We start from the raw sequence: 23,084 nt of genomic DNA on the forward strand, positions 1-23,084 counted from the left end.
GCACGAAGGAACGGGACTACAGCTTACCCGCTGCCCGTTCCCTTTCGTATCCAACAGTTCAGGGGGTGTCTGCATTGCCGGCAAAAACAAAAAAGTCAGGCGTCAAGCTGAACCTTGACGGTCTGACCCCGAAGGCTTATCAGGAATTGGCCAAGCCTTACGTGCCTTCTCGTCCTGTATTCAAAAATTGTATACGCGCCTTCCTCTCCGGGGGACTCATCTGTGTGCTGGGACAAGGCATCCAGGAAGCATTCATGGCGATATTCGATATGACCTCAAGAGAGGCGGCAAGTCCGACCGTGGCCATTCTGATTCTGCTCTCCGTCATTCTGACCAGCTTCGGGGTATATGACAAGCTCGCCCAGTGGTGCGGTGCAGGCACAGCGGTGCCCGTCACAGGATTCGCCAACAGCATGTGCTCTGCCGCACTGGAGCACAGGGCTGAAGGGCTGGTACTGGGCGTGGGCGGGAACATGTTCAAGCTGGCCGGGTCGGTTATTGTGTTCGGTGTCGTTGCCGCTTTTATCGTGGGTGTAGTGTATGCCGTTATGGGCTGGGGAGGTGCGCATTAAACGATGAAGCAGCTCGGCAGTCAGACCTGGGAATTTACGAACCGTCCGGTGATCCTTGGGACATCCGCTGTAGTGGGGCCTGAAGAGGGAGAAGGGCCGCTGGCCTCAAGCTTCGACTTCGTCTATGATTCGCTGGAGATGGGCGAGAAGACATGGGAGAAGGCAGAGCGCGCCCTGTTCGAAAAAGCCGCCAAGCTCGCCCTGATGAATGCGAATCTGGAGCAGGAGAAGCTGGAGTTCTTCGTCGGCGGGGATCTGATGAATCAGATCATCAGCAGCTCCTTCGCCGCGCGGAAGCTCGGCGTGCCTTACTTGGGAGTGTTCGGTGCCTGCTCCACCTCGATGGAGAGCCTGGCGATCGCCTCCATGATTGTGGATTCCGGCGGCGGCAAGTACGCGCTGGCCGGCACATCCAGCCATAACTGTACAGTTGAGAAGCAGTTCCGCTACCCGACAGAGTATGGCTCGCAGAAGCCGCCCACCGCCCAATATACCGTTACAGGCTCCGGCTGCGCAGTGGTAGGAGTGAACGATGGGACGGTTCAAGGGCCGCTTGTGGTGTACGCAACGCTTGGGCGCATCATGGACCTGGGGCTGAAAGATCCGTTCAATATGGGAACGGCCATGGCCCCTGCAGCCGCCGATACCATCACGGCACATTTCCGCGATACGGGGCTGTCGCCTAGTCACTATGATCTGATTGTTACGGGCGATCTGGCTTCCGTCGGCTTGCCGATTGCCAAGGATCTGCTGGCCAAGGAAGGCATCCCAATGGAGCAGACGGTCTTCAATGACTGCGGCCTCATGATGTACGACCTGGACAAGCAGAAGTATGTCATTGCCGGGGGAAGCGGCGCGGGCTGCTCGGCCACAGTAACCTACGGGCATATTATCGGCCGGATGAAGAAGGGTGAGTTGAAACGGGTATTAATCGTGGCGACTGGAGCGCTGCTCTCGCCGCTGTCTTATCAGCAAGGGGAGAGTATTCCGTGCGTAGCCCATGCGGTAGCCCTGGAGATCGGAGGTGAGGGAGCATGATTTATTTATGGGCTTTTCTGGTCGGAGGAGCGATATGCGTGATCGGCCAGCTGATGTTCGATGTGCTGAAGCTGACTCCGGCCCATACCATGAGTACGCTGGTGGTGCTTGGAGCGGCTGCCGATGCTTTTGGCATCTACGATCCGCTCGTGAAATTCGCCGGAGCCGGGGCCAGCGTACCCATTACCAGCTTCGGGAATTCCCTGGTCCACGGCGCGCTGACTGAGCTGGAGCGCGATGGCTGGGTCGGTGTCGTCACCGGGATCTTCGATGTGACCAGCGCCGGGATTTCCTCGGCGATTGTCTTCTCTTTCCTGGCTGCGCTGGTGGTCCGGCCGAAGGGGTAGCGCAGCATAGATAAGTATATTCGGGACCGCTTCCTCTTCTGGCGGTCTTTTATAAACGGATGTCGTCCCTATAAAGGAGGCATCCGTTTATGCTTGTTTTTGGGTCTTAACAGTAATTTGAATAAATAAAAAATATATAATCGAAATATTAACGAAATGTCAGCTTTTGTCGATATAGATGTATGCTTGTGCAATCAAGAGAATACATAAGTTAACGGGGGAAGCGTAGAGATGAAAATAAATATACGATTGAAGATGCTGCTTGCTTTTTTTGTTGTCGTAGCACTGCTGTTTGTCAGTAGCACTGCTTCTCTGCTCAGCCTGAACAAGCTTGGAGAAACAGCGAAAGACATCGACTCACACTGGATGCCCAGTGTCACGATTCTTGGTACGCTGAATGGAGATGTCTCGGATGTTGAACGCCTTGCGCTGAATCTGGTGCTGGAGCAGAATACTGCGCAAAGAGACAAGGTTCAAGCCGATTATAATGATGTGCTTAAGAAGGTGGACGACGGACTTAAGGTCTATGAAGCCCTGATCAGCTCCGATGAGGAGAGGGAAATCTACAAGGGCTTTACTGAACAATATGCGTCCTATCTGGCCAAGCTGCCGGAGATTATTAGTGCCGGAGAGGCCAAGGACTATGGCAAGGCCAATATGCTGCACAAAGAATCCTATGGGCTGTGGTATAACGCGAATAACACTATTATGAAGCTGATTGAACTTAATAACAGCGGAGCCGCCTTGATGAACGATGAAGCGGTGGCGAATTACGTTTCAGGACAGCGGATGATCATTGTCTTCAGCGCTGCCGCGATCCTGGTTGCGATTGTGATCTCGATCCTGCTGTCGAACTCCATCTCGCGTCCGGTGCTGAGAATCAGCCGTGCTGCGGAACGTATCGCTGGCGGGGACCTGACCGGTGAACCGGTAACCGTGAAGAGCAGGGACGAGATGCATACACTCTCGCTTGCATTCAATGCAATGGTACAGAATCTCCGGAGCCTCATTCAGGCTGTAAACGCGACGACAGAGCTTGTAGTTACTTCCTCCGAAGAGCTGACAGCAAGTGCAGAGCAGAGCAGCCAGGCGTCTATGCAGATTACAGAGACAATGCAGGAAGTAGCCAGCGGGGCTGCACTTCAGGTGGATATGGTTGGGAAATCTACGCAGGCTATTGAAGAGATGTCCGTTGGTGTAGAACAGATTGCTGTACGCGCCCAGTCTGTCTTCGCATCTGCACAAGGAGCAGCCCAGAAGTCTGCCGAAGGGAATCAGCGGATTCAGGAAGCAGTGACACAGATGAACGCTGTGAATCAGTCGGTTACAGAGCTCGGCGGCATGATGTCGGCGCTCGGAGAACGTTCCAATGAAATCGGCAAAATCGTTAGTGTCATTACCGGCATCGCGGGACAGACCAACCTTCTGGCGCTCAATGCTGCCATTGAAGCTGCGCGTGCCGGAGAACAGGGACGGGGCTTTGCTGTGGTTGCAGGAGAAGTCCGCAAGCTTGCAGAGCAGTCCGCCGGCTCAGCCCAGCAGATTACCGAACTGGTAGAAGCCATCCAATCCGATACCGTCACAGCGATTGAAGCGGTAACGTTGAACGGACAGGATGTCGCTGCTGGGCTGGAAGCCGTCCGCAGCGCCGGTAATTCCTTCGAGCATATTCTGAATACTGTCAATCAGGTTACCGGAGAGATTGAGGAAGTATCGGCCGGATCAGAGCAGCTGTCAGCAGGAACGGATGAAGTGGTCAACTTCATCAAGCAGATATCTGTCGCAGCCGAGAATGGAGCGGCGGGAACACAGCATGTATCGGCTGCTACCGAGGAGCAGCTGGCTTCAATGGAAGGCATCTCAGCTTCGGCCGCTTCATTGTCCACTATCGCTGAAGAGCTTCAGGAGCAGATCGGCAAATTCAAGGTTTAATGTCAAGTACGACAGGTACTGCAGCACAATTCCCTTATCCGGGATTTGTGCTGTTTGTTTTGGCATTTACAGTGATATCACCAGCCTAACATGTACTTTCGGTACTCCTATCATGTAAAATGTATATATTACTGCTTATTCTGATATAGGAGGGTTTAATATACATGCCCGTACGTCAAGAATCCACGCAAATTATGAACGCTGTCCGCACTAATCTGGAATCCTGTATTCTCGGTAAAAGCTTTGAAATAGAACTGCTGCTGACTGCACTGTTAGCAGGCGGACATGTCCTGATTGAGGATGTTCCGGGGACTGGCAAAACCCAGCTGATCCGCGCGCTCTCCCGGTCGATGTCCGGCGAATACCGGCGCATCCAGTGTAACCCGGATATTCTTCCGAGTGATATTACCGGCGTATCCGTCTATCATCCGCGTGATGAGATGTTCCACTTCCGTCCGGGTCCGGTGATGACCAATATCCTGCTGGCCGATGAGATCAACCGGGCGACCACCAAGACCCAGTCCGCACTGCTTGAGGTAATGGAAGAACGCAATGTTACGGTCGATGGAGAGACCTATCCTCTTCCGCATCCGTTCATGCTCTGTGCGACCCAGAATCCGATAGATTTCGAGGGAACCTATACCCTTCCGGAAGCTCAGCTGGACCGCTTCATGTTGAGGATCAGCCTGGGCTACCCCGATGCCGATACCGAGAAAAACCTGCTGCTAACCCATCAGCAGGGCCAACCGGTGGACAGGCTGGCTCCCGTAACCAGCATGGAGACGATTGCGGCCATTCAGGAGGAGATCCGCGATGTGTTCATCAGCGAGCCGGTGCTGAACTACCTGCTGGATGTGGTCCGCCAGACGCGGGTGCATCCGCTGGTGCTGCTCGGCGCAAGCCCCCGGGCATCCTTATCATTCATGATGGCCTGCAAGGCCTACGCTTTTCTCCAGGGACGGGATTATGTGCTGCCTGATGATGTGAAGACCCTGACCCCGTATACACTGGGACACCGGATCCTGCTGCGGCCGGAATCACGCCTGGACAACGTCAGCATGGACTCCCTGCTGCAGAAGCTGCTTCAGAGCATTAACGTGCCTGTAACCATGAGGCAATAAGATGAGGGCCTTACTTACGCGGGCTGCCGCTGCGGTTCAGCTGAGGAAGTTCACGGGCGTTCTGGCGATTTGGGTCATTACACTCTTCTACGTGCTGTTTCAGGGCGGCAAAACCTCGTTCATGCTGTTCATCATGGTCTCTGTTCTTTTTCTGTATCTGTTCATTGGCGGTCTTGAAGGGGTCCGGCGGGCCAGAGGCGCACGCAGCTTCTATTCCGAACAGGATAAGCCGGATCTGCTCTATGCCGGGGGCTTTCTCAAGGTGAAGCTGGAAGTGACCATTCCGGGATTTCTGCCTTTGCCCTACGTGGTTGTAAGAGAAATTCTGAAGCGCCATAACGGAGAGTCCTGGGTGTTCGAGGAGAGCCTGATTCCGAACATGGGCGGACGGGGCGAGCTGCTGTTCCAGACGCCGCTGCTGGAGCGGGGCCGTTATTCTTTTGAGAATACGGATATTATCAGCGAGGATATCTTCGGTCTGATGGAGCATAAGGGGACCTTCAAGGCAGAAGGCCAATTCCGGGTGATGCCCCGGGCCGTCGTAGTGCCGCGCTGGCAGCTGTATGAGCGCAAGGCGCGCCTGTCGGGGCCGCAGGTATCACTGCTTCAGTCCAGGCGCGAGACCACGCAGATCAACGGTGTCCGTGATTATGTCTACGGGGACCGTCTGACGCGCATTCACTGGAATGCAACGGCGAAGACCGGCGAGTGGAAGTCGAAGGAATTCGAGCATGAATCCGTTCCCAGAACCATTCTGGTGCTGGACGGAACCTCCAGCGGCTATTACAACTCCGCACAATTCGAGCTGGCAGTCTCGGTCACGGCTTCTCTGCTCGGCTTCGGCATCCGGGAGCGGATCGGCATCGGCCTGTGCTGTCTGGATAAGCATAATAAGGTGTTCAGTCCGGCGGAAGGCAATGCCGAGCGGCAAAAGATGATTCAGTATTTAATAGACATCAACGCAGAAGGCAAGGGGCCGCTGATTGACAGGCTGGAGAGTGTCCAGCGGCTGTTCCCCAAGGGATCGTATTTCGTACTGATCAGTCCGCAGAGCGGCAGAGCGGTACTGGATACGCTGCGCTGGGCGGAGAACCGGGGGATGACCCCTTCCCACATTCATGTTCTTCATCCTTCCGGGAAATACCGGGCCGGAGAGTGGCAGAATATTCTGCACTCGCATGGCGTTACCGGACATAGCATCAGCACACTTCAGGAGCTTCCTGCGGTACTTGGAGGTGATTCTGTCCGATGAAGCACTGGTTTCAGGCGATACGTTCCTCATGGCATCACGGGCTGACGCTGTTATGGCTGAGCATTATCGCTATGCAGTGGGTGTCCTATACGGTGCCCTTCTGGCTGCAGGAGACCACCGTTTCTGTGGCGCTAACCCTGCTGGCTGTTACAGCTATTGAAATCATTTTTCCGTTTAAAAGAGTGTACCGCATGCTGCTGGAAGGCGCGGCAGTGGTATTTATTGTATACAACGTGATTATCAGCTACGGGATTTACATTCCCGATCCTCTGCTGCCGGCATTTCTTGACCGGCTGCCCGGGATAGCGGTATCGATGATTCCTTACATCTGGTTTGCGCTGGGGGCCTGGGCGCTGCTGCTTGTGTCCGCCTGGTGGGTGAACGGCAAGGCGCGGATTCTGATGTTCATCGCAGCGAATATCACGGCCTTCGCCGCGCTGGATTCATTCACGACAGCGGTAATGTGGCAGGAGGTAGCCTGGACGGTCTTTGCCGGTATGGGCTGGCTGGTCACCCGGCATCTGAGGAATTTCCAGCTGCATTATCCGCGCGGCTGGACCTATATGCTGAGGTATCCGATGAAGGTTGCCTTGAATATAGCGATTATTTTCTCACTGGTCATCCTTGCCGGGGTGAATATGCCGGGCGTGCGTCCCACCTTGACCGACCCTTATACCGCCTGGCAAAAGTGGAATGGTAACTCCGTCTCGTCCAGACCCTCCTCCGGGAGCGGGGACGCTGCAAGCGGCGGGTCAGCGGCGAAGGGGACGACCTCGGGCTACAGCCTGAATGATGACAATCTGGGTGGGGGCTTCAACTTCGATTATTCGCCGGTCATGCAAGTGACCTCCGATCTGCGCACCTATATGCGCGGCGAGATCCGCAGCGTGTATTCGGGCAAAGGCTGGACAGATGATGATACCTCCGGCCGGGGACCGCATAACGAGGTGCAGGTGGGCGAGCCGCTGGAACGTGCTGCCGCCTCCAAGACAGAGACGCGTACGCTCAAGCAGACCGTCAAGCTGCTCGGAGGGAACAGTTATCCAGTTCTGTTCGGCGGCTATTCGATCTCGGGGGTAGACTCGGTGGACGGGCAGGAACAGAGCACCGGCTTGTCCTGGCGGAGTGAAGACAGTGAGCTGCTGTGGAATCCCGGAGGCAAAACAAGAGCTTACCCGCAGACCTATGTGGTAACCTCGGAGGTGCCGGTCGTTCCCCTTCAGGAGTTAAGCAAGCAGACCTTCGAGCAGCTCTATGGGAACAAGAATATCGACCCGCAGTATCTTCAGCTCCCGGATAACTATCCCGAGCGGGTGAGCGCGCTGGCCAAGGAGATTACGGACAGAGCGCAGACGCCTTACGAGAAGACGATCCTGCTGCAGCAATACCTGCAAGCAACCTTTCCCTACACGAATCAGCCGGATACCTCACGGGCCAGAAGCAAGGACATGGTCGAGAGCTTCCTGTTTGAGATTAAGGAAGGATACTGTGACTACTATTCCACGGCGCTTGTCACCATGGCGAGGTCACTGGATATACCGGCCCGCTGGGTGAAGGGATATGCTCCCGGGGAGCAGGCCGAGATTCCGGATAGCGTAATGCTTCAGCAGGGCGCTGCCGGTTATGTGAATAACAACTACACGATTACCAATGCGGACGCCCACTCCTGGGCCGAGATCTATTTCGGCGATTACGGATGGGTTCCTGTAGAGGCAACGCCGGGCTTCGATGTTCCGGTGCTGACGCAGAGTGAGCAGGATAATCCGGATCAGCCTGAAGTAGAGGTTGAGGAGCCCGAGGAGCTTGAACCGGCGGCAGCGGGCCAGACGGACAAGTCTTCCGGATTCCATCCCGGCACCTGGGCCGTGGCTGGAGCAGCTGCTGTACTCCTGCTCTGGACCCTATTCCTGATCTGGCAGCGCCGGCTGAGCCTGCGCTTCCTGATTACCCGTATGCGTCTCGGCGGTCAGCCGACTCCGGCGCAAAAAGTTGTCGCAGAAACGGAGCGCTGGGTAAGGTATATGCGCAGGAAGGGTATGCTGAAGAAAGAGCATGAAACCCTGCGCGAATCCGTGGCACGGTGGAGCGTGGAACGCCCGCAAGCTGCAGGCAGTCTTGCTGCGCTGCTGAAGATGTTCGAGCGGGCGAATTACAGCCCTGAGGTTATTGAAGACAAAGACTGGCACAGCGTGTATACTGAAGCTTTGCGGCTGCGAAAAAGCATGAAGTCCGGCAAGTAATGCCCACTGGTGATGAAATGCTGCCGGACCCTGGGATTTTTGCAGTCCTATAGAGCCGGGTTACAAGTTTCCTGTATGAAAATGAGGTGAATGTATTGTTTGAAAGATTAGTCCCCAAGCTCCGGGTAAACACGGTATTTGATATCGCTCTGGAGGAGCTGTACCGCCAAGGCTACCGGGGAATTATTACGGATCTGGATAATACGCTGGTCGGCGCCAAGGCGCCGCTGGCTACTCCTGAGCTGCTGCTCTGGTTCGCCAAGGTGAAGGAGCTGGGCTTCAAGCTTGTGATCGTATCCAACAACAATATGGACCGGGTGTCGCGTTTTGCCACCCCGCTGAATATTGAATTTGTACATCAGGCCAAGAAGCCCAGCAATTCCCCGTTCCTGCGGGCCATGAAGCTGATGGAGCTGGGACCGGAGCAGACGATTGTAGTCGGCGACCAGATGCTGACCGATGTATACGGCGGCAACCGGCTGGGTCTGTTCACGGTACTCGTGCTGCCGATCTCGGTCAAGGATGAGGGAATAGGAACAAGAATTAACCGCAGAGTGGAGCAGATTGCCTTGACCCGTCTGCGGAAGCAAGGATTGTGGCAAGAGGAGGATAAATCTTAATGAATGCAATGAACGATGGAACAGCGCGGCCTGAGAAATGCAGCGGCTGCGGCATTAAGCTACAGAGCGTAGACAAGGAGCTCCCCGGCTATATCCCGGAGGTCGCCTTCGAACGGGAGCCGGTAATTTGCCAGCGCTGCTTCCGGATCAAGAACTACAATGAAGCCTCTTCCGTATCGGTGAATCAGGATGAATTCCTGAAGCTGTTAAGCGGAGTAGGCGAGAAGAATGCACTGGTGATCCATATTGTGGATCTGTTCGATTTCGAGGGCAGTCTGATTTCCGGGCTGCAGCGGTTTGTCGGCAATAATCAGGTCATCCTGGCGGTGAACAAGATCGATCTGCTGCCGAAGGTGACCAACTGGAACCGATTGCGCAACTGGATGCAGCAGCGCTGCAAGGAAGAGGGACTGCGCACGGCGGAGATTGTCCTGGTCAGCGCGAAGCGCAATCAGGGCTTCGACCGTCTGCTGGAGGCCGTTACCGAGCTGCGCGGCCAGCGTGATGTGTACGTTGTCGGGGCTACCAATGTAGGCAAGTCCACCTTGATTAACCGGCTGATCTCCGATTACAGTGACCTGGAAGAGGAGCTGACGACCTCCCGTTATCCGGGCACTACCCTCGATATGGTCAAAATCCCGCTGGATGACGGCCATTCCATCATTGATACGCCGGGAATCGTGTACCCGTGGCGGTACAGCGAGCTGGTCGAGCGCAAGGATCTGGGCGCAGTGATGCCTGAGAATCCGCTCAAGCCTGCGGTCTATCAGCTGAATGAAGGCCAGACGCTGTTCTTCGGCGGACTGGGACGCTTCGACTTCATTCAGGGGGAACGCCAGTCCTTCACCTGCTTCATCAGTGGCACCCTGAAGATTCACCGCACGAAGCTGGAGCGTGCAGATTCCCTGTATCAGGACCACCGGGGCGAGCTGCTGTCTCCGCCGGGGACTGCCGACATAGACAAGCTGCCGCAGTGGCAGCGCCATGAATTCCGTATCGCCAGGAATAGTGAGACCGACCTGTTCATCTCCGGTCTGGGCTGGATCAAGGTGAACGGTACAGCCGGAGCAGTAGTAGCTGTCCATGTGCCGCGCGGCGTCAAGGTGCTTACCCGTCCTTCGCTGATCTAATTGTACAGGAGGAAGGCGACATGACTGAGACAAACAGGAACACGCAGAGTCACGGGGAGCTCCTGCTGGGCGTGATGGGTGACCCGATTGCCCAGTCCAAATCCCCGCTGATGCACGGGGCGGCGCTCCAGGCGCTCGGTCTCTCCGGCGCTTATGTGCCGCTGCACATTACGCCGGACAAGCTGGGCGATGCGGTGCAGGCGATACGGACGCTTGGCTTCCGGGGCGTGAATGTAACGATCCCCCACAAGGTTGCCGTGATGGAGTATCTGGACCGGCTGGATTCAAGTGCGGTGGATGTCGGCGCAGTCAATACCATCGTCAACGACAATGGTATACTGACCGGCTTCAATACGGATGGCATCGGATATGTCCGCTCACTGAAGACAGAAGCTGCGCCGGATCTTACCGGCGCCCGCATCCTCGTGATTGGAGCTGGCGGTGCGGCTAGAGGGATTGTCTCGGCGCTGCTGAAGGAGCAGCCGGGAATGGTCCTGATTGTGAACCGAAATGAGGAACGGGCCCGTCAGCTGGCAGATAGCTTCAGCAGCCGGGGCAGCTTAACCGGAGCAGGGATGGATGCCGTTCCCGGCGTGCTTGGCAGCATGGATATTGTAATTAATACAACATCCGTAGGCATGTATCCGCATATGGAGGACATGCCGATCGATCCGGCCGGGCTGCACGAAGGGATGATCGTCAGCGATCTGATCTATAATCCGCTGCATACCCGGCTGCTTACAGAGAGTCTGAAGCGCGGCTGCACCGTTCACGGCGGGCTGGGCATGTTCGTCTACCAGGGAGCTTATGCCTTGGAGTATTGGACGGGGCTTGTGGCTCCCGCAGCGATTATGCGGCAGACTATTGCGGATTGCCTCGGCCAGGTGCCGGGCAAATGATTTTCACTGAACAGGGTAATAATATATGTTAATTAAGGAGTTTTCACATTTATGTTAACAGGCAAACAAAAACGTTATCTGCGCTCTTTGGCTCATCATCTGGATGCTGTATTTCAGGTTGGCAAAGGCGGCGTAAACGATCATCTGATCCGTCACATTGAAGAAGCTATTGAGAAACGCGAGCTGATGAAGATCAGTGTACTGAATAACAACGCTGATGATCCCAAGGAAATTGGTGCCGCGCTTGCCGAGCAGTCCGGTTCGGAGCTTGTTCAGGTTATCGGCAAGACTATCGTTCTGTACAAGGAATCACGCGACAACAAAACGATCGAGCTTCCAAGATAGGAGGTTGACCTCTTGAGAGTAGGCATAATGGGAGGGACCTTCGATCCTCTGCATATCGGCCATATGATGGCCGCTGAGACGGCGCGCGAGAGCTACAGTCTGCACGAGGTCTGGTTCATGCCTTCGCATATTCCGCCTCATAAGCATGAGGCCGGGGCAACCGGTGAAGAGCGGCTGGCTATGGTGGAGGGGGCGGTGAAGAATCACCCTTCCTTTGGCATTCTTGACTGGGAAATCGTGCGGGGCGGAGTATCCTATACGCTGGAGACGGTGATTAGTCTGCAGGAGGAATATCCGCAGCATGAGTTCTTTTTCATCGTGGGTGCGGATATGGTTCAGTATCTGCCCAAGTGGCAGGGGATCGAAGAGCTGGTGCAGCGGTTGACCTTCATCGGTGTCGGACGTCCGGGCACTCCGCTGGATCTGGGACTGCTGCCGGAGTTCATTGCCGGTAAAGTGCTGCTGGCGGATATGCCGCTGGTCGATCTCTCCTCCACCATGCTCAGAGCCCGGGCCGCCGAAGGAAAGTCGATCCGCTATATGGTTCCGGATGCTGTATATGAATATGTTCAAAGGAGTGGATTGTATGGAGTACAGCCGTGAAGCGCTGATTGAGGCGGTATCCGGCCAGATGCCGGACAAACGCTGGAAGCATACACTAGGTGTGATGGAGTCTGCTGTGAAGCTGGCGCAGCGGTATGGCGCTGACCCGCAGCGGGCCGAGACCGCCGCCATCCTGCATGATGTGGCCAAATATTGGCCGGTGGAACGGATGCGGGAGATCATTGAACAGAACGGATTATCCGCTGAGCTTTTGAAATATGACAAGCAGCTATGGCATGCTGAGGTTGGTGCTTATACTGCCGAGCATGATTATGGCATTACGGATTCGGAGGTACTGGATGCGATCCGTTACCATACCTCGGGCCGGGAGAACATGAGTCTGCTGGAGCGGATCGTCTGTCTGGCTGATTATATTGAGCCTGGACGGGACTTCCCCGGTGTGGAGGAGATCCGCAGGCTATCGAAGGTCAGCCTGGAGGAAGGCCTGATTGCCGGACTGGACTCCACTATACGCGTACTGCTGGAGAAGCGCCGGGTCGTATTTCCGCTTACGGTGCTGGCGCGCAACGATTTAGTTAGAACATTGGAGGATAAACTATGAGTGTACAATCAAACAAGCTGTTTGAGCTGGCGTTACACGCCGTTCAGGATAAAAAAGCAATGAATGTGGTGGCCCTCGATCTGCGCAGTGTGTCGCCGATCAGCGATTATTTCATCATCTGCCACGGTAATTCCGATACCCAGGTTCAGGCAATTGCCACTGAGGTGCGCAAGGTTGTTCATGAAGCTGGCGGAATGATCAAAGGCATTGAGGGGATGGATGCAGCACGCTGGGTACTGATGGACCTTGGCGATGTGATCGTCCATGTCTTCCACCGCGATGAACGTGAATATTACAATATTGAGCGTCTGTGGTCGGATGCCAAGGTCGTGGAGACGGTATGAGTCTGATTGCAGGAACTACGGTTACGCTTGAAGTGATGCGGGAGGTATCCCCTTACGGGTACTTCCTGAGCGCTGGCGACCAGGATATCATGCTTCATTACACCGAGCTTGTGGGCAGCAAGCCGAAGATCGGCGATAAGGTGGAGGTCTTCCTCTTCTTCGATACCGAGGACCGTCCTGCGGCAACGATGAAAAAGCCATATCTGACGCTTGGCGAGATGGCGCTGCTTGAAGTGGCGGATATCCATCCGCGGCTGGGCTGCTTCCTGGAAATGGGGCTTGGACGGCAGCTGCTGCTGCCGCTCAGCGAGCTTCCCGAGCTGGTGGAGCTGCGTCCGCAGATTGGCGACAAGGTCTTCGCAATTATGGAGCATGACAAGCAGGGACGTCTCCGTGCCAAGCTGGCCGGAGAGCAGGAGCTTGCGCCGCTGGCCTTGCCTGCACCGGAATCCTGGCAGGGGCAGAGTGTCACCGCCCGGGTGTACAAGCCGCTGCAGATGGGCACCTTCGTGCTTGTAGATGCCGGTGTGCTCGGCTTCGGCATCATCGGTATGGTCCACTCCTCTGAACGCGTTCGCTTGCTGCGTCTGGGTGAAGTGATTGAAGCGCGCGTGGCTCATATCCGTGAGGATGGACGCGTCAACCTCAGCATGGGCCACCGCAAGGAAGTGGGCCGTGATGTGGATTCGGCGGCTCTGCTAGATTTTCTGGCTTCCCGTCCGGGCGGCGGAATGCCATATTCGGATGCTACGCCTCCCGATATTATCAAGCAGCGCTTCGGTATCAGTAAATCAGCGTTCAAGCGCGCGCTTGGCAAGCTGATGAAGGAAGGGCTGGTTGTCCAGAAGGAGAACTGGACCTATCTGGCTGCCCGCGAAGAGGAGCAGGCCGGACCGGACAGCGACTCTGACAACCAATAGTATAGAGAAAGCGGTGTACGCAGTGTCTTCCTATGGCAAATTTGCTTATGTATACGATGCGCTTATGGCGGATATGCCGTATCCCGATTGGCTGGCCTTTGCCGAGACGGCATGGGGCAAATACGGCAAGCCGCGCACGGTAGCTGAACTCGGCTGTGGTACCGGCAGCCTGACGATTCCGCTGGCGGGGGCAGGGTATCACATAACTGGGATTGATCTTTCATCGGACATGCTGTCCGTTGCCCAGCGTAAGCTGGAGCAGCAGCCGCAGGGACGGCGCTTTTTGCGGGAGGGCAGTGTGCAGTGGGTTCAGCAGAACATGAAGGAATGGGAGCTGCCGGAGCCGGTGGATTCGGTGATTTCCTTCTGCGACTGCCTGAATTACGTGCTGGAGGAGCAGGACATCCGGAAGGTATTCTCCTGCACGTATGACGGGCTTAAACCGGGCGGGACCTTCCTGTTCGATGTGCATCATCCGAACACGCTGATCCGCTATGAGGAAGAGCAGCCTTTTGTACTGGATGAGCCGGAGGTATCCTACATCTGGACCTGTGAGCTGGATGTGCCGCGCCGGGAGATTGAGCATCACCTGTCCATCTTCGCCCGCGAGGAGGGCCGTTCAGACACGTACCGGCGCTTCGAAGAGACTCATACCCAGCGTGCCTATGACCCGGAGTGGATGAAGCAGGAGCTGCTTGCCGCCGGATTCAGCGAGGTGTCGGTGTATGCGGACTTCGAGTGGGTGGTGGCGGATGATTCGGCGCAGCGGCTGTTCTATGTGGCTGTGAAATGAAGCTGCTAAAGAGTTGAACTTGTTTGCACACATAAGAACTTGAAGCGTAATCGTCACTGCGGAGAACATTTGGACTTACGGCCGCTGTTGTCTGCAGATTTCTTGATTATATACCGCTGCTCGCGGTAGAAATCCGCAGACAAAGGCGGACGCTACCGCTCCTACAGTTCCAAATTTCCCCTCCGTTCCTTTTTGCTTCTCGTTAAATTCTTTAGAGCTTCATATATGGTTGAGGTAGTATGGAGGTCCTTACCCGAAATTGGGTAAGGGCCTTCTTTGATCTTGATATGGACCAAATGTATGCCAAAAATCTAACACAATCGGCGCTGCAGAGCCAGATGGGCCAAATATATGTGAAAAACAGCATACAAATGGGTAGGCGCGAGGTGAGTAGCCGCTTTGGCTTACATGACATAGCAAACCGGACCCTATCCGAAGGATACGGCCCGGTCATCTTTCAAGCAGGCTTACCGGTGTTCGAACAAATCGATGGTGCCGAGTACAATATGCGCCAGACCAAATCCAAGAATGCCGGTTGCTGCGATCTTATATCTGCTTCCCAGAAAAGCTGCACTCGAAGCAGTAACTACGGTCCCCAGTACGGCGGGTATCATCCCTTCACGCATTCGAAACACTCCCTCACGGTAGTTTGAAAGACATTCGTTAGTGTGGGTTAAGGCCCGGACAATTATACTTCGAGTTTATGCCAGCGGCGGCAGGGAAGCGGCTGGCTGTTATAAACGGTCAATCTGCCACTCCCGCTGTGGTTATCCGGCCGGCCGGATCTTCGACCTCATGCACATTATAGAGCACACGCGCCAGCAGATCCTGGCTGTAATTGCCGAAGTGCTTGCCGTAAATGGTCAAGCCGCGCTTGTTGACCGGCTTGTCGGTGACGGCAATGCGGAAGGTCAACTCGCTCTTGTAATCCAGCTTAATGTCGTCCAAGGTGATGTCCGAGATACGGCAGCCGTCAATGAAGCTGCCCTCCTGATTGATGCGGATCAGCTTCAGCATGCCGTACTGGTTGAGGTGGGGAGGCCACCAGTCCGGGTTGAAGGTGCCGCGCGCATCGCCGAAGTCACCGGGGCTGGTCCAGAAGCCGATCTCGATGCCGTTCACATAGAAATACAGATCCGAGGGATAATTGTCGCTGAACCCGGGAGCCTCGGAGCCGATCTCCATGGAGAACTGGATTTCCCGGAAGGTCTGGTTGGCTTTGAGATAGTTAGGGATGCGGTACTCCAGGAAGCCTTCGGCCATCCAGATAATCTCGGAATCGATCCGCTGGGGATCGGCGAAGTAACGCGGCTCGTCGAAGTCCCCGATAATGCTGTCCTTGGTGGCCAGACCGCAGGTCGGAACAGCCTGATAATTACTGTAATGGCCCACCTGAATCTCGACCTCGTACAGATTATCGACATCCTTGCTGCGCAGATCCACCATCAGCTTATCTTTATTCAGGTAGCAGACCTTCTGAATTCCGTGCTTGCCTACGGCCGTATTAATCTCAATTAAGCCGCTCTCCTCCAGCTTCTTGATATGCATGGTAATGGCCCCGTTGCTGAGATTCAGCTTCTTGGCAATTTCGTTGAGATTCAGGGCCTGATTGGTCGCCAGCAGCTCAAGAATCTGGATGCGGATTTCCGAGCTGAGCGCCTTGAAGATATCAATCCCGCTCATCAGATCTTTAATATAAATCATATTTAGAATACCTTCTTCCACTGAGGTCATGAGAATCGAAACTATTTTATAAAATTATAAACTAACCCACCCTAAAAGGAAAGTATTCTGCCTTTATTTGTAGAAAACGATTAAATTTAAGCTAAAAGTAAAAGTTGAAGGCTGTTTGTTTTATATAATTATGAATGCTTAATGCGCGGTTAAGTCAATATTAAATGATTTTTTTCAGTAAAAAGACAATAAACAACGTTTAGTTTGAATGTATTTAAAAAGATTTATACTTTTATATTTACACTCCACTTTATATATGCTATTTTATACCTGTAAGCGAATACATTCAATTGTATTTCAATTATTTAATTAAAGAGTGAAACATAATGCGTCATGCGGTAGCTTGAACTAACAGAGCCGGTGAGGTTCCCTAGTTCTTCTATATAGATTGTATCAATCGAATTGCTCAGCAAATCCTAGGAGGGGTTACAGTGTTAAAGAAAAAGGGCTGGTTCACACTGCTGTCGTTGGTTCTGATGGTATCGGTTGTGCTTACAGGCTGCGGCGGGAAGAACAATGCATCGTCCGGGGGCAATAGCGGAAGCGAAGCGACGGCGAATGCCGGGAGCAAGGATTCCAAGGAAACCAAGAATCTTACCTTTATGTTCCGCGGGGGAACCGATGAGCAGAAGGCCTATGAGGGTGTAGTGAAAAAATATGAAGCCGATCATCCAAACGTCAAGGTTAAGATCGTTGTGACTGCGGCGGATCAATATGCGACTAAGCTGAAAGCCTCTATTACGGGAAACAGCGTTCCGGACGTTTTCTATTTTGAATCCGGTGACCTGAAGGCGTATGTGAACAGCGGTGTGCTGCTGGACCTGACCAGCTATGTGGAGAAGAACCCTAACATTGATTTGAATAATATCTGGAAATATGGCGTGGATCTGTACCGTTACGACGGCACCATGGCAGGGCAAGGCAATCTGTACGGGATGCCCAAGGACGTAGGCCCTTTTGCACTCGGCTATAACAAGACCATGTTCGAAGCTGCGGGTATCCCGCTGCCGGACAAAGACAAACCGTACACCTGGGATGAATTCATCAAAGTCGCCCAGCAGCTGACGATTGACAAGGACGGGGACGGCAAGCTGGATCAATTCGGTGCAGGCTTCAACGTACAGTGGGCCTTGCCTTCCTTCGTCTGGAGCAACGGGGCGGACTGGCTGGATGCTACCAAGACCAAGGTTACGATTGATGATCCGAAGTTTATCGAAGCCCTGCAATTTTTCACTGACATGCAGCTTAAATACGGCATTACGCCGTCCACAGAACAAGCACAGACTCTGGATACCTACCAGCGCTGGATGAAAGGTGAAATGGCCTTCTTCCCTGTAGGTCCGTGGGATATGAGCACTTACGAGAAGCTTCCCTTCGATTATGACCTGATTCCATATCCTGCCGGCTCCACAGGCAAATCCGCCACATGGACCGGCTCACTCGGCATCGGTGCTTCCGCCAAAACCAAGCATCCCGATGAAGCCGTGGATCTGATCAACTATCTGACGGCCTCCAAGGAGGGAATGGAAGCGCTGGTGAAGGCTAAGGTGCAAATTCCGAACCTGATGGATATGGCTAAGGAATGGGCTGCTGATACTACGACCAAACCGGCGAACAAGGAAGAATTCCTCCAGGTCGTGAATGAATACGGACGGGTGCTGCCTGGCCACTACACGTACAATGCTGAATGGTATAACCTGTTCTACACGGACATCCAGCCAGTGCTTGACGGCAAGGTTACCCCTGAGGAGTATGTGAAGACGGAACAGCCGAAGATGCAGAAGCTGCTGGATAAAGCGGTTGAGCAAGAGGCGAAATCCAAGAAATAAGCGGTACACACATCGTTCTTATCCAGCATACAAAGTGATGTCCGGTCTCCTGTAACAGCGGGCCGGCATCACTTTATTCTGAGATGAACTTGTATATATTTTGGGGACCCCGCAAAGTATCTGAATACTCATCGGAGCTGATGCATCACTTTGTGGGGAAAGTTATAGACTATCCGAATTTGAGGTGATTCTAATGAACACTAAGCTGGGTCTGTACCGCAAGGAGAAAATCTACGGATTTCTGTTTATCCTGCCTCCGCTGCTGGGACTGCTGATTTTTACGCTGTATCCGATGATCTATTCGATCTATGGCTCATTCACGGATTGGGATGGGCTCGGCCAGATGAACTTCATCGGCCTCGGCAACTTCAAGGATCTGTGGTCGGATGAGCTGTTCCATAAGGCCTTATTCAATACTTTGTTTATGATGCTTGGCATTCCGATCGGCATTACGCTGGCGCTGCTGCTGGCGCTTGGGCTTAACCGGGGGGTGCCGGGGACTACAGCGTTCCGGGTCATCTATTATGTTCCGGTCATTTCTTCTCTGGCCGCAGTATCGATCATGTGGAACTGGGCCTATAACGGTGATTATGGTCTCGTCAACCAGTTCCTTGATCTCTTCGGAATCAGCGGGCCGAACTGGATGGCGAATAAATATACGGTCAAGCCGGCGCTGATCATTATGGCGGTATGGAAAGGCCTCGGGTATACGATGCTGCTCTATCTGGCGGCGCTGCAGAGTGTCTCCAGATCTTATTATGAAGCGGCGGAGCTGGACGGAGCCAGCGGCTTCAAGTCCTTCTGGCATATCACCTGGCCGATGGTGCGCCCGGTAACCTTTTTCATCATCGTGACCAACATTATTGGAGGATCGCAAATTTTTACCGAGATGAACATTATGACCCCTACAGGCGGGCCTGAATATGCTTCAGCCTCCGTGGTGTTCTACATTTGGCAAAAAGCCTTCGGCAACTTCCAGATGGGCTATGCCTCTGCTATGGCAGTATTCCTCGGCGTGTTCATATTTGTTGTGACTCTTATCCAATTCCGAATGAACGAGAAGCAATCGTTCGATGTCGATTAACTGAAGAGGGAGGAGACCATAAATATGACGAGCAGAAGAAGAGTTACGCATAGCATTATCTTTGTTCTACTTTTAATCGGCGCGGTGTTCATGATCGGCCCGCTGCTCTGGATGCTGTCCACCTCATTCAAGGATAAGCAGGATGTGTTCGCCCTGCCTCCGGTGTGGATTCCGCGGCCGTTCCATTTCGATAAATATAGTGAGATCTGGGAAGCGGGTCCGCTGCTGAGCGGGATCAAGAACAGCTTGATTATCGCCGTCACGGTAACGATCGTGGGTACGTTCACCTCCAGTCTTGCGGCGTTTTCGTTTGCTAAATTGCGGTTTCCGGGTAAAAATAAAATATTCCTGCTGATGCTGTCATCCCTGATGATTCCGTATCCGGCAGTCATGATTCCGCAGTTCTTCATGTTCTCGAAGCTGGGCTGGATTGATACGCTGCTGCCGCTGATCGTGCCGGGCTTGTTCGGCAATATCGTCATGATCTTCTTCCTGCGGCAGTATCTGAGCAGTGTGCCGAATGCCATTATCGAAGCGGCCAAAATCGACGGAAGCTCGTACTTCCGCCTGTACAGCTCGATTACCTTCCCGCTGATCAAGCCGGCGGTGGCAGCGCAGCTGATCCTGTGGTTCATGGGCATCTGGAACGACTACCTGTCTCCGATTATCTATCTGAATTCACCGGAGAAGCAGACCCTCCAGCTGGTTATCGCCAACTTCAATGCGACCTATGCGATCCAGACGGACTATCCGCTGATTATGGCGGCTTCGATTATTGCCCTGCTGCCGATGCTGATTATCTTCCTTGTTTTCCAAAAGCAAATTATTGAATCTGTTGCTATCTCCGGAGTGAAGGGCTGACCCTTCCTCCGGAATACCGAATTACCGGCTGAGCACCGCCAGCCACCAGTTCAAGACCAAAGGAGAAACCATAATGAATACAAATAGAGAGTACACTAACCCGCTTGTCGAACAGCGTGCAGATCCCTGGGTATACAAGCATACCGACGGCTATTACTATTTCACCGCTTCCGTGCCGGAGTACGACCGGATTGAGGTACGCAGAGCGTTAACGATTGAGGGACTTCGGGAAGCACAGCCGGTAGTTGTCTGGCGCAAATATGAGAGCGGCCCGCTCAGCGCCAATATCTGGGCACCCGAAATCCATTATATTGATGGCAAATGGTATATATATTTCGCGGCGGCCCGGACCACGGAGACGAAGGAAGGGCTGTTTGACCACCGGATGTACGCCCTGGAGAATACTTCAGCGAACCCGCTGGAAGGGGAGTGGACTGAGAAGGGGCAGGTGAAGACCGCCTGGGAATCCTTCGCCCTGGACGCTACAACGTTCGAGCATAAGGGCGTGTATTACTATGTATGGGCGCAAAAGGACCCTGAGATCGATGGGAACTCCAACCTGTATATCTCAGCCATGGAGAACGGCTGGACGCTCAAGGGTCCGCAGACGATGATCTCAACACCGGAGTATCCTTGGGAGGTCATCGGCTTCAAAGTGAATGAAGGCCCTGCGGTGCTGAAGCGGGGCGGCCGGATCTTCATAAGCTTCTCGGCCAGCGCCACCGATCACAACTATTGCCTGGGACTGCTTACCGCTGATGTGGACAGCGATCTGCTGGACGCAGCATCCTGGATCAAGCATCCGGAGCCAGTCTTCCAGACCAGTGAGGAGAACGGGCAATACGGTCCGGGTCATAACAGCTTCACAGTGGACGAGAACGGTGAGGATGTGCTGATCTACCATGCCCGAAGTTATAAGGAGATCACCGGAGACCCGCTCTACGACCACAACCGCCACACCCGGGCCAAGCGCCTGCGGTGGAACGTGGACGGTATGCCGGACTTCGGCGTGCCGGTGAAGGATAGCCTGAACAAGTTCTGATAATAAGCGGAGATCCAGCAGCTATACATAACAAGCAGCATTCTGATGCCGAAGCATTCAATGCATCAGGATCGCGGCTATTGCGGCGCTGCTTAAGCGGTTGACTCCATAGAAATATACTATAATAGAGGTAGCCAAGGACATTATGATGATGTCCTTGGCTACCTCTATTTTTACATAGGTTCAGCCTGGAGAAGTTGACCTTGCGCGGATTCAACTTTATTAGCCGGGATGTCACATCAGGGCAGGGCTCATCCGTAGTACAGAATATAAAGAGTTCAGAGGGACTTCAGGAAAGGGGTGGGAAAATGGATGAAACTGATCTGCAGCAGATCATCCCGGATATCCTCAAAGGGAATACTGCTCGGTTTGAACAGATCATGCATCGGTATCAGAGGCGTATTTTTTCGTATTGTTACCATATGTTAGGTCATTATACAGAAGCGGAGGATTGTACGCAGGAGGTATTTATTAAGACATTCCGGAAGTTAAGCCAATACAATCTGGAGAAGCCTTTTGAAGCCTGGTTGTATACAATAGCCTCTAACTGCTGTATCGACATCATTCGTAAGCGAAGGTTAAGTAGATATCTTCCATTCCTGTATCGCAGCGATGAACAGAATCAGCATGTAGATCAAGCCATTGAGGATAACTATTACAATGAGCATGTTCTGCGGGCGATGTCCAAATTAACACCGGAGGAACGAAGCCTGCTGATTCTGCGTTGTGTGGAAGATAAGGGCTATAAGGAAATCGGAGAAATTATGCAGCAAAATAGCAGCAGCCTCCGTAAGAAATTTGAACGCACGGCCGCTAAATTCAGAAAGTATTATGCTCATCTTACAGGAGGGATATCGGATGGATCACGACAACAATCAAGACCTCAGAACCATATTTCATAACGTCAAAGTTCCTGAGGCTGATGTAACGAAAGCTGTGATGAGTATATTGGAGGATGAGAAAATGAATAAACGGGTTACCTTCTATTCTAAATATAAGCTGAGTACTCTTATCGTTCTGGCATCACTGTTATTAGCTTCATCAGCCTTTGCGGCTACACAGCTGATTACACTCACGAACAACAAAGGGGATGTAATCTATGAGGAAAAGAAATTCGAGGATTCAAATTTTCCAGATTATACGAAGGAAGAGCAGCTGCGCAGCTTAAAAGCACACCGTCTGGGACAAGACTTGCTGCAGCCGGGCCAGGCAGCAGCAATCTATATGGCAGGAGAGAATACTGAGGGAGAGCTTTACATCAGGAGAGGAGCAGCATCCGGGTTCTCGGATGCAGCTACACTTCGCGATGAGCTGAAGCAGTCCGGCGCACTTATTTATGATAGCCTGCAGAATAAATATGATTTTGTTACAGGTGTTTTGACCTATAATCCTGATCCGCTCACCGACCAGAAAGAAGCTGAATTGACAGAACAATTAGCGCAAGAAGCCCGGGATTCCAAGGATGGATATGCTATGAGAATGCTTGATGTGTCTAAAGAGGGCTGGAGTATGATCGTTACGTATAAAGGGGAGGGACAAACAATTCTTGTTCAGCCGATGAAAATGAATGAGAAGCTAACGATACACCATTCTGAGGAGCCGTCAGCAGAGACTATAACAGTCGATGGTGTTGAAATGCTGTATTCCTTATATACAAGCGGCAGCCACGGGATTCGTTTCATTCACAATCTTCCCAGCAGTGATTTCCACATCGTTTATTATATTGAGGCTACAAAGGGGGTTACCAAGGAGGAATTGCTTGAGATCGCCAAAGCTTATTTGCAGTAAGCATCTGATCAGCAGATATAAAGCCTAT

The 23,084-nt window shown here is 53.3% G+C and carries 24 protein-coding genes; 22 read left to right on the forward strand and 2 right to left on the reverse strand.

All coding sequences use genetic code 11. From position 1 onward, the window contains the following. Nucleotides 1–74 precede the first annotated feature (74 nt). The 16 genes from spoVAC (at nt 75) to MKY86_RS06560 (ending at nt 14,718) form a co-directional block, all read left to right on the forward strand. Entirely contained in the window at nt 75–572 is a 498-nt protein-coding gene (spoVAC, locus tag MKY86_RS06485; protein ID WP_076079722.1) for a stage V sporulation protein AC, read from the forward strand. Nucleotides 573–575: 3 nt separating this feature from the next. Continuing rightward, nucleotides 576–1,610: a stage V sporulation protein AD gene (gene spoVAD, locus MKY86_RS06490; RefSeq protein ID WP_076079721.1), complete on the forward strand. Its 1,035-nt coding sequence runs from the start codon at nt 576–578 to the stop codon at nt 1,608–1,610. Beyond that, the gene (gene spoVAE, locus MKY86_RS06495; protein ID WP_036697920.1) at nt 1,607–1,957 is read left to right on the forward strand and encodes a stage V sporulation protein AE; all 351 of its coding nucleotides are present in this window, start codon (nt 1,607–1,609) and stop codon (nt 1,955–1,957) included. Before spoVAD ends, spoVAE begins: the two co-directional genes overlap by 4 nt. Nucleotides 1,958–2,188: 231 nt before the next feature. Then, on the forward strand, nt 2,189–3,889 hold the full coding sequence (locus MKY86_RS06500) for a methyl-accepting chemotaxis protein (RefSeq protein WP_076079720.1): 1,701 nt from the start codon (nt 2,189–2,191) through the stop codon (nt 3,887–3,889). A 164-nt stretch (nt 3,890–4,053) separates the two neighbouring features. Next, nucleotides 4,054–5,010, forward strand: coding sequence for an AAA family ATPase (locus MKY86_RS06505; RefSeq protein WP_076079719.1), 957 nt, complete (start codon nt 4,054–4,056; stop codon nt 5,008–5,010). 1 nt (nt 5,011) lies between these two features. Beyond that, the gene (locus MKY86_RS06510) at nt 5,012–6,262 is read left to right on the forward strand and encodes a DUF58 domain-containing protein (protein WP_076079718.1); all 1,251 of its coding nucleotides are present in this window, start codon (nt 5,012–5,014) and stop codon (nt 6,260–6,262) included. After that, nucleotides 6,259–8,502 carry a DUF4129 domain-containing transglutaminase family protein gene (locus tag MKY86_RS06515; RefSeq protein ID WP_076079717.1) on the forward strand — a complete coding sequence of 748 codons (2,244 nt, stop codon included), beginning with the start codon at nt 6,259–6,261 and terminating at the stop codon, nt 8,500–8,502. Before MKY86_RS06510 ends, MKY86_RS06515 begins: the two co-directional genes overlap by 4 nt. A gap of 95 nt (nt 8,503–8,597) precedes the next feature. Beyond that, nucleotides 8,598–9,122 carry a YqeG family HAD IIIA-type phosphatase gene (locus tag MKY86_RS06520; protein WP_036697929.1) on the forward strand — a complete coding sequence of 175 codons (525 nt, stop codon included), beginning with the start codon at nt 8,598–8,600 and terminating at the stop codon, nt 9,120–9,122. A gap of 8 nt (nt 9,123–9,130) precedes the next feature. Next, the gene (gene yqeH / locus MKY86_RS06525) at nt 9,131–10,252 is read left to right on the forward strand and encodes a ribosome biogenesis GTPase YqeH (RefSeq protein WP_076079750.1); all 1,122 of its coding nucleotides are present in this window, start codon (nt 9,131–9,133) and stop codon (nt 10,250–10,252) included. A 20-nt stretch (nt 10,253–10,272) separates the two neighbouring features. Next, on the forward strand, nt 10,273–11,151 hold the full coding sequence (gene aroE / locus MKY86_RS06530; RefSeq protein ID WP_076079716.1) for a shikimate dehydrogenase: 879 nt from the start codon (nt 10,273–10,275) through the stop codon (nt 11,149–11,151). 51 nt (nt 11,152–11,202) lie between these two features. Then, nucleotides 11,203–11,496, forward strand: coding sequence for a ribosome assembly RNA-binding protein YhbY (gene yhbY, locus MKY86_RS06535; RefSeq protein ID WP_036697934.1), 294 nt, complete (start codon nt 11,203–11,205; stop codon nt 11,494–11,496). A 12-nt stretch (nt 11,497–11,508) separates the two neighbouring features. Further along, nucleotides 11,509–12,099, forward strand: a complete 591-nt coding sequence (locus tag MKY86_RS06540; RefSeq protein ID WP_076079715.1) for a nicotinate-nucleotide adenylyltransferase — start codon at nt 11,509–11,511, stop codon at nt 12,097–12,099. Next, nucleotides 12,083–12,661, forward strand: a complete 579-nt coding sequence (gene yqeK / locus MKY86_RS06545) for a bis(5'-nucleosyl)-tetraphosphatase (symmetrical) YqeK (RefSeq protein WP_036725702.1) — start codon at nt 12,083–12,085, stop codon at nt 12,659–12,661. Before MKY86_RS06540 ends, yqeK begins: the two co-directional genes overlap by 17 nt. Further along, a complete protein-coding gene (rsfS, locus tag MKY86_RS06550; RefSeq protein WP_036725699.1) occupies nt 12,658–13,005 on the forward strand; it encodes a ribosome silencing factor in 348 nt (115 codons plus the stop codon). Before yqeK ends, rsfS begins: the two co-directional genes overlap by 4 nt. Beyond that, nucleotides 13,002–13,925 (forward strand): CvfB family protein, encoded by a 924-nt coding sequence (locus MKY86_RS06555; protein ID WP_076079714.1) that lies wholly within the window; start codon nt 13,002–13,004, stop codon nt 13,923–13,925. Before rsfS ends, MKY86_RS06555 begins: the two co-directional genes overlap by 4 nt. A gap of 22 nt (nt 13,926–13,947) precedes the next feature. Further along, nucleotides 13,948–14,718, forward strand: coding sequence for a class I SAM-dependent DNA methyltransferase (locus MKY86_RS06560; RefSeq protein ID WP_076079713.1), 771 nt, complete (start codon nt 13,948–13,950; stop codon nt 14,716–14,718). A 467-nt stretch (nt 14,719–15,185) separates the two neighbouring features. Here the strand turns inward: MKY86_RS06560 and MKY86_RS06565 are convergent, their stop codons facing one another. Beyond that, nucleotides 15,186–15,344: a hypothetical protein gene (locus tag MKY86_RS06565; RefSeq protein ID WP_036725695.1), complete on the reverse strand. Its 159-nt coding sequence runs from the start codon at nt 15,342–15,344 to the stop codon at nt 15,186–15,188. 118 nt (nt 15,345–15,462) lie between these two features. Further along, entirely contained in the window at nt 15,463–16,422 is a 960-nt protein-coding gene (locus tag MKY86_RS06570; RefSeq protein ID WP_076079712.1) for an ArsR/SmtB family transcription factor, read from the reverse strand. A gap of 461 nt (nt 16,423–16,883) precedes the next feature. On the opposite strand from MKY86_RS06570, the gene MKY86_RS06575 reads away from it, so the two are divergent. From MKY86_RS06575 to MKY86_RS06600, 6 genes are all read left to right on the forward strand, one after another. Beyond that, entirely contained in the window at nt 16,884–18,281 is a 1,398-nt protein-coding gene (locus tag MKY86_RS06575; RefSeq protein ID WP_036725692.1) for an ABC transporter substrate-binding protein, read from the forward strand. 193 nt (nt 18,282–18,474) lie between these two features. After that, nucleotides 18,475–19,365: a carbohydrate ABC transporter permease gene (locus tag MKY86_RS06580; RefSeq protein ID WP_036725691.1), complete on the forward strand. Its 891-nt coding sequence runs from the start codon at nt 18,475–18,477 to the stop codon at nt 19,363–19,365. 24 nt (nt 19,366–19,389) lie between these two features. After that, the gene (locus tag MKY86_RS06585) at nt 19,390–20,226 is read left to right on the forward strand and encodes a carbohydrate ABC transporter permease (RefSeq protein WP_076155496.1); all 837 of its coding nucleotides are present in this window, start codon (nt 19,390–19,392) and stop codon (nt 20,224–20,226) included. A gap of 73 nt (nt 20,227–20,299) precedes the next feature. Continuing rightward, entirely contained in the window at nt 20,300–21,268 is a 969-nt protein-coding gene (locus tag MKY86_RS06590; protein ID WP_076079711.1) for a glycoside hydrolase family 43 protein, read from the forward strand. A gap of 203 nt (nt 21,269–21,471) precedes the next feature. Next, nucleotides 21,472–22,170, forward strand: a complete 699-nt coding sequence (locus tag MKY86_RS06595; RefSeq protein WP_340826659.1) for an RNA polymerase sigma factor — start codon at nt 21,472–21,474, stop codon at nt 22,168–22,170. Further along, nucleotides 22,127–23,056 carry a hypothetical protein gene (locus tag MKY86_RS06600; RefSeq protein WP_076079710.1) on the forward strand — a complete coding sequence of 310 codons (930 nt, stop codon included), beginning with the start codon at nt 22,127–22,129 and terminating at the stop codon, nt 23,054–23,056. Before MKY86_RS06595 ends, MKY86_RS06600 begins: the two co-directional genes overlap by 44 nt. The last annotated feature ends 28 nt before the right edge of the window (nt 23,057–23,084 follow it).

The sequence above is a fragment of the Paenibacillus sp. FSL R7-0333 genome (assembly GCF_038000365.1).
GTDB classification, from domain to species: Bacteria; Bacillota; Bacilli; order Paenibacillales; family Paenibacillaceae; genus Paenibacillus_AQ; species Paenibacillus_AQ silagei.